Source organism: Azospirillum sp. TSO22-1, from assembly GCF_003116015.1.
Lineage (GTDB): Bacteria > Pseudomonadota > Alphaproteobacteria > Azospirillales > Azospirillaceae > Azospirillum.
The window spans coordinates 1-5,905 of sequence record NZ_LGQZ01000186.1; the positions used below are offsets into that span (position 1 = coordinate 1).

Annotated in this window: 4 protein-coding genes and 1 pseudogene; 2 read left to right on the forward strand and 3 right to left on the reverse strand. The window is 70.3% G+C overall.

Annotated elements, in window-relative coordinates; all coding sequences use genetic code 11:
* Positions 1 to 114 precede the first annotated feature (114 nt).
* The 3 genes from moaB to TSO221_RS32905 all read right to left on the reverse strand — a co-directional run bounded on the left by moaB (position 115) and on the right by TSO221_RS32905 (position 3,552).
* On the reverse strand, positions 115 to 651 hold the full coding sequence (moaB, locus tag TSO221_RS32895; protein WP_109122682.1) for a molybdenum cofactor biosynthesis protein B: 537 nt from the start codon (positions 649 to 651) through the stop codon (positions 115 to 117).
* Positions 638 to 2,560, reverse strand: a complete 1,923-nt coding sequence (locus tag TSO221_RS32900) for a lytic transglycosylase domain-containing protein (protein ID WP_247878378.1) — start codon at positions 2,558 to 2,560, stop codon at positions 638 to 640. The genes moaB and TSO221_RS32900 overlap by 14 nt, the downstream gene beginning before the upstream one ends.
* 155 nt (positions 2,561 to 2,715) lie before the next feature.
* Positions 2,716 to 3,552 (reverse strand): uracil-DNA glycosylase, encoded by an 837-nt coding sequence (locus TSO221_RS32905; protein ID WP_109122684.1) that lies wholly within the window; start codon positions 3,550 to 3,552, stop codon positions 2,716 to 2,718.
* Positions 3,553 to 3,672: 120 nt separating this feature from the next.
* Between TSO221_RS32905 and TSO221_RS32910 the strand changes: the two genes are divergently transcribed.
* Both TSO221_RS32910 and panD read left to right on the forward strand, forming a co-directional pair.
* Positions 3,673 to 5,316 carry an electron transfer flavoprotein-ubiquinone oxidoreductase gene (locus TSO221_RS32910; RefSeq protein WP_109122685.1) on the forward strand — a complete coding sequence of 548 codons (1,644 nt, stop codon included), beginning with the start codon at positions 3,673 to 3,675 and terminating at the stop codon, positions 5,314 to 5,316.
* Between the two features lie 81 nt (positions 5,317 to 5,397).
* Positions 5,398 to 5,760, forward strand: a pseudogene (gene panD, locus TSO221_RS32915) (aspartate 1-decarboxylase); the annotation flags it as partial.
* Positions 5,761 to 5,905: the final 145 nt, after the last annotated feature.

A 5,905-nucleotide genomic window follows, 5' to 3' on the forward strand; every position in this document is an offset into this window, starting at 1 on the left:
GGGGGAGGGGGGGGGGCTGGTGGGCGGCAAGGGTCGGGAACGTCCTGGGTTTCTCGGGGAGGCCGTTGCCCCCACCTAACCTCCCCCACCGGGGGTGGGGGAGGGACTGGAAAGTCACTTCCGATGCTCGTTCAGCCGCGGCATCAGCTCGACGAGGTTGCAGGGACGGTGGCGGTTGTCGAGCTGGGCTTCCAGGATGCCGTCCCAGGCATCGCGGCAGGCGCTGGGTGAGCCGGGCAGGGCGAAGATGTACGTCCCGTTCGCGACGCCGCCGGTGGCCCGGCTCTGGATCGTCGAGGTGCCGACCTTCTGGTAGCTCAGCCAGCGGAACAGCTCGCCGAAGCCGGGGATATGCTTCTCGAACAGGCCTTCCACCGCCTCGGGCGTCACGTCACGCCCTGTCACGCCGGTGCCGCCGGTGGTCAGCACCACGTCCACCTCCGGGTCGGCGATCCAGGCCTGCGCCTGGGCGCGGATGCCCGCGACGTCGTCCTTGACGATGGCGCGGGCGTGCAGCCGGTGGCCGGCCCTCTCCAGGCGCTCGACCAGGGCGGCGCCGGATTTGTCGTCCTCGACGCTGCGCGTGTCGGAGACGGTCATCACGGCGATGTTGACGGGAAGGAAGGGGCGGGTGTCGTCAATCCTGGGCATGCTGGGCGACCTGCGTCGGACGGGAGTCCATCGGCATATAGACCGGCCAGCCCCCCGCCGCAACGGCGTCCAGGCACGGCGTCGGCTGCCCGAGGCGCATGCGGTAGATCCAGTAGTTGGCCAGCACCTTCTCGACGTAGTCGCGCGTCTCTGCGTAGGGTAGGCTCTCGATGTACAGCAGCGGGTCGGTCACGTCGTCCAGGGTGCGCCGCCAGCGGCCGGCGGTGCCGGGGCCGGCGTTGTAGGCGGCGGTCAGCAGGAACAGGTTGTTGCCGACCTCCGGCATTCCCATCAGCTCGGCCAGGTAGCGCTGGCCCAGATCGATGTTGTTGGCGGGGTCGAAGAGGGCGGTGGGCTCCGAATCCTCTCCCTTCAGGTCCACGTGGCGGCCGACCACGAAGGAGGCGGTGGAGGGGATGATCTGCATCAGCCCGGTGGCGCCGGCCGAGCTGACCAGCCGCGGGTCGAAGCGCGATTCCTGCCGCATCACCGCGAACACCAGCGCGCGGTCCACCTGGAAGCCGTTGCGCGGCTGCCAGTGCGGCAGCGGGAACAGCGCGGCGTCGTAGGGCGCACCGTCCGGCGCGGTCACCGCGTTGCCGATGCGCAGCGTCAGCCCGGCCAGCCCGGCGCGGTCGGCCAGCACCAGCAGCGCCTGCTCGGCCAGCGGGTTGCCGCGGGGGTGGACGCGCTTCAGCTCCAGCCCGGCGGTGTCAACTTGGCCGATCTGCACGAGCGCCACGGCGCGCCGCCCGGCGGGGCGTTCGGAAATGGCGGCGATGTGCTCGGCGGTCAACTCCGGCAATTGCCAGTTCAGCGCCTGCGGGATGCCCAGCGCGCGCCCGGCGACCAGCCCGTAGAAGGTGTGCGGGAAGCGCGCGGCGATGACAAGCTGGGCGCGCGCCTCCTCGGCCCGGCCCTTCTTGAGGTGCGCCCGCGCGGCCCAGTAGGCGCCGCCGGCGAGCAGCCAGGGCGAGCGCGGCCGCGCCGCCACCAGCCCGTCGAAGTGGCGCGACGCACGGTCGTGCTGCTTCAGCCGCCACGCCGCCAGCCCGGCGATCCAGTGCGCGTCCGGCACCACGTCGCCCGAGCGCGCCGCGCTGGCCGAGGCGAGCGCCAGCGCCTGGGAAACCTCGCCGTCGTAGTACAGCGCCGCGGCGATGCGGGCGCGCACGGTGTCGTACTGCACGGGGTCGAGCTGGCGCGATACCTCGTCGTCGCCGAGCAGCCGCAGCGCCGCGCCCGGCTTGCCGGCGCGCAGCAGGTCGGTGAAGCGGCCGATGGCGGCGGTGTCGGCGCGGCTGCGGCCGCTGCGGCTGCGCGGGGTGACGCTCAGCGTCTCGCCCTCGCCCTCGTCGCCGCCCTCGGCCTGCGGGCGGGCGCCGGCGAGGCGCTCCAGCGAGCCGGAGAAGGTGGGGTCGTCGGGCTGCTGCGGCGTCCTGGGCGCGCGGCCGCCGCTCGGCTGGCGGCGCAGCGCCAGCTGGTGGATGCGCTCGGCCCCGGGGTGGTCGGCGTAGCGCTGCAGCCAGTCGGCCAGCTCGTCGAAGCTCGCCTTGCGGTCGGGGTGCAGCAGGCGCTGGCGCAGCACGTGGCCGAGCAGGCGCTTGTCCTTGAGCGCGCGGATCTCGGCGTCGGCGGCGTCCCACTCCGACCGGTCCTGCAGTTCGAAGATGAGGCGGTAGCGGGCGGCGTCCACCTCGCCCAGCAGGTGCGCGCGCGCCGCCTCGTCCGCCGGCAGGGCCACTGGCAGTCGTTCGGCGGAGCCGACACCCATCGGTGCGATCGGACGCCCGTCCGGACCGTGGATCACGAGGGCGGCGCGGGCGGCGGTGCCAAGGCCATCCGAGCCAGGCGCGGCGGCGAACACGGCGGCCGCGCACAAAGCCCCCAGGAGTTTCTGCCGCACCATGGTGGCATTCCATGCTGCGCCGCGAGATATCCCGAGCATTTGACCGAAATAACGTCGTTTCCGGCGAATGGCAAGCGCCCGATTCGCACGAAATACGACCAAAACAGCGAAAGTCGATGAACCACAACGGCTTGAGTGCCGCCGGGAAAATGGCGCTAGCCCGTGTGGCCGATCCTTTGGCGCAAGGTCAGAAGATCACGCCACGCCTCGCGTTTCGATATGGGATTCCTCAGCAAATACGCGGGGTGCAGCATGGGCAGCACCGGCACCGTCTTGCCGGTTCCAGGAGCCGCGTAATCGAACCACTGGCCGCGCAGGCGGGTGATGCCCTCCGCCCGGTTCAGCAGCGTCTTGGCCGAGGTGCCGCCCAGCGGCACCAGCACGTCGGGCGCCACCAGCGCGACATGGCGCTCCAGGAAAGGCAGGCAGGCGGCGATCTCCGCCTGCGTCGGGCTGCGGTTGCCGGGCGGACGCCAGGGCAGGATGTTGGTGATGTAGGCGGTGGTGCGGTCCAGCCCGATCCAGCCCAACATGCGGTCGAGCAGCTTGCCGCTGACGCCGACGAAGGGCTTGCCCTGGCGGTCCTCGTCCTCGCCCGGCGCCTCGCCGATCAGCATGATCCTCGCCTGCGGGTTGCCGTCGGCGAACACGGTGTTGGTGGCGGTGCGCTTCAGCGGGCAGCCGTCGAAGGCGCGCAGCGCTTCCTCCAGCTCGGCCAGCGTCTTCGCCTCCCCGGCGCGGGCGCGCGCCGCGGTGCCGGCCTCGCTGGCGCCCAGCGGCAGGTCGGGGGTCGCCGCCGGCTGGGCCCCGAACGTCGACTGGGTCCGCGCCGTGGGTGCGGCGGGTGCGCGCGGCGCGGCCGGCTGGCGCGATGCCGGTTGCGGACGGCCGGCAAAGGTGCTCCAGTCCATGGGCGCGTCGGCCACCGCCTCGTCGCAGCCGATGTCCACATGCCAGCGCAGCGCGGAGAGTATGTCGCAGAGGTCACTCATGATTTGACCTTAGCATGCCTCCTGTGGTCATACATGGGAAGTGATCGCATGCCGTAATGGTCAACGGGTTAACGTGCGCGCCGCCACGGCGGCCGGGAAGAAGAAATTCGGGAGGCAAGCATGGAGCGCGAACCGCGCGAGGTGATGGAATACGACGTTCTCGTCGTGGGCGCGGGGCCGTCCGGCCTGTCCGCCGCCATCCGTCTGAAGCAGCTGGCGAACGAGAGCGGCAAGGAACTGTCGGTCTGCGTCATCGAGAAGGGCTCGGAGGTGGGCGCTCACCTGCTCTCCGGCGCGGTGTTCGAGCCGCACGCGCTCGACGAGCTGATCCCCGACTGGCGCGACAAGGGCGCGCCGCTCAACACCCCGGCCAAGGAAGACCGCTTCCTCTTCCTGACGGAGACCAAGGCGTTCCGCCTGCCGACTCCGCCGCAGATGCACAACACCGGCAACTTCATCATCTCGCTGGGCAACCTCGGCCGCTGGCTCGGCCAGCAGGCGGAGGAACTGGGCGTCGAGATCTACGCCGGGTTCGCCGGCTCGGAAGTGCTGTACGACGACAGCGGCGCCGTGAAGGGTGTGGCCACCGGCGACATGGGCATCGGCAAGGACGGCCAGCCCACCGGCAACTACACGCCGGGTGTCGAGTTGCACGCCCGCCAGACCATCTTCGCGGAGGGCTGCCGCGGCTCGCTGACCAAGACGCTGATGGCGCGCTTCAACCTGCGCGACGGCGTCGATCCGCAGACCTACGGCATCGGCATCAAGGAGCTGTGGGAGATCGACCCCGCCAAGGCGAACCCTGGCCTGATCGAGCACACCATCGGCTGGCCGATGACGCGCAAGACCTACGGCGGCTCGTTCCTCTACCACCTCGCGGACAATCTGGTGTCGGTCGGCTTCGTGATCGGCCTCGACTACGACAACCCGCACCTCAGCCCGTTCGAGGAGTTCCAGCGCTACAAGACGCACCCGGCGATCCGCCCGACCTTCGAGGGCGGCCGGCGCATCGCCTACGGCGCGCGCGCGCTGAGCGAGGGCGGTTTCCAGTCGATCCCGAAGCTGACCTTCCCCGGCGGCCTGCTGGTCGGCGACACGGCGGGCTTCCTGAACGTGCCGAAGATCAAGGGCAACCACACCGCCATGAAGTCGGGCATCGTCGCGGCCGAGGCGGTGTTCGAACACCTGACCAACGGCAGCAACGACCGCGAGGTGCCGGAGTACCCGGCGCGTCTCAAGCAGTCGTGGGTGTGGGACGAACTCCACAAGGTCCGCAACATCCGCCCGGGCTTCCAGAAGGGGCTGTGGGCCGGCCTCGCCAACGCGGCGTACGAGACGGCCACCGGCGGCAAGTCGCCGTGGACGCTGCACCACAAGCACCCGGACCATGCGACGCTGAAGAAGGCCAGCGAGGCGCAGCCGATCGCCTATCCGAAGCCGGACGGCAAGGTGAGCTTCGACCGGCTGTCCTCGGTGTACCTGTCCAACACCAACCACGAGGAAGACCAGCCGGCGCACCTGACGCTGAAGGATTCGGAGACGCCGATCCGGGTCAACCTCGCGCTCTACGACGCGCCGGAGACGCGCTACTGCCCGGCCGGGGTGTACGAGATCGTCCGCAACGAGGACGGCACCAACCCGCGCCTGCAGATCAACGCGCAGAACTGCGTGCACTGCAAGACCTGCGACATCAAGGATCCCACGCAGAACATCAACTGGGTCGTGCCCGAGGGCGGCGGCGGCCCGAACTATCCGGGGATGTGATACGGCCGGGGCGCCGCTTGTCCTTGACGACGGCGCCCCCGCATCGTGTATATCGCCCCGTCGATTATCGCGGGGGCGAACATGATCAAGGTAGTGCGGGCCAAGCTTCACGGGATCCGCGTCACCGACGCGAACCTGAACTACCAAGGCTCGATCACGCTCGACCCCGAGCAGTGCGAGGCGGTGGGCATCCTGCCGCTGGAGTTCGTCGAGATCTGGAACAAGAACTCCGGCGCGCGGATCAGCACCTATGTGATCTACGGCGAGCGCGGCTCGCGCGCCTGCGTGCTGAACGGCTCGGCGGCGCGCACCTGCCAGATCGGCGACGAGATCATCATCGCCGCCTCCTGGTACTGCCAGCCCACCGAGATCGCCACCCTGAAGCCGCGCGTGCTGACCTTCCACCCCGACAACCGGGTGGACAAGACGCTGTGCTACGACGTCGCCGACCATGGCGACGGGCGCTACGGGTTTCGGATCCTGGAGTTGGAAGACGTGGCCTGATCCTCCCTCCCCTGCTTCCGGCGGGGGAGGGAAGGGGCCCGCGAAGCGGGAAGGGTGGGGGCCACGGCTTCGCAGGAGGCCGGAG